Origin of the sequence: Komagataeibacter melaceti, from assembly GCF_003403295.1 — a bacterium.
Lineage (GTDB): Bacteria > Pseudomonadota > Alphaproteobacteria > Acetobacterales > Acetobacteraceae > Komagataeibacter > Komagataeibacter melaceti.
The window spans coordinates 1-380 of record NZ_QUWV01000106.1 but is presented as its reverse complement, the minus strand read 5'-3'; the positions used below and the strand labels follow the sequence as shown (position 1 = coordinate 380).

Genomic DNA, 380 nt, shown 5'->3' with positions numbered 1-380 from the left:
GACCATGTCCCACAGTGAACGGACCATGAGTTCCGGGGTGTAGTGGGCGTACTGGGTGGCGCGCATGAGGCCGGCCCGTTCGGCATCGGTCGTGCTGTCATGGAGAGCACGGCCAATGTCCTCCCACCCGGCGCGGAACCCATCATCCCCATGGGGAAAGAGCGAGTTGGCCAGTTCGCCTGCGCCGAAGCCGGTAAACCGGATCAGGACATCCTGTTCGGCCGTCGTGGCGGCGCGGTCTTCCTTCTCCAGTTCCGCCAGCAGGCGGATCGCCGCGATGTTGTCACGCGCACGCTCCTTCCACGTCGCCCCCAGGTGGCGGGTGCCGACCAGACGGTAATCGGTGCGCGGGATAATGAGGGGAGTGGACGCGGATACGG

The 380-nt window shown here is 66.1% G+C and carries 1 protein-coding gene; it reads right to left on the bottom strand.

Annotation, left to right across the window (positions count from 1 at the left end):
- Nucleotides 1–380: hypothetical protein (locus tag DY926_RS12040; protein WP_148707775.1), on the bottom strand; the 380-nt coding region annotated here is incomplete at both ends.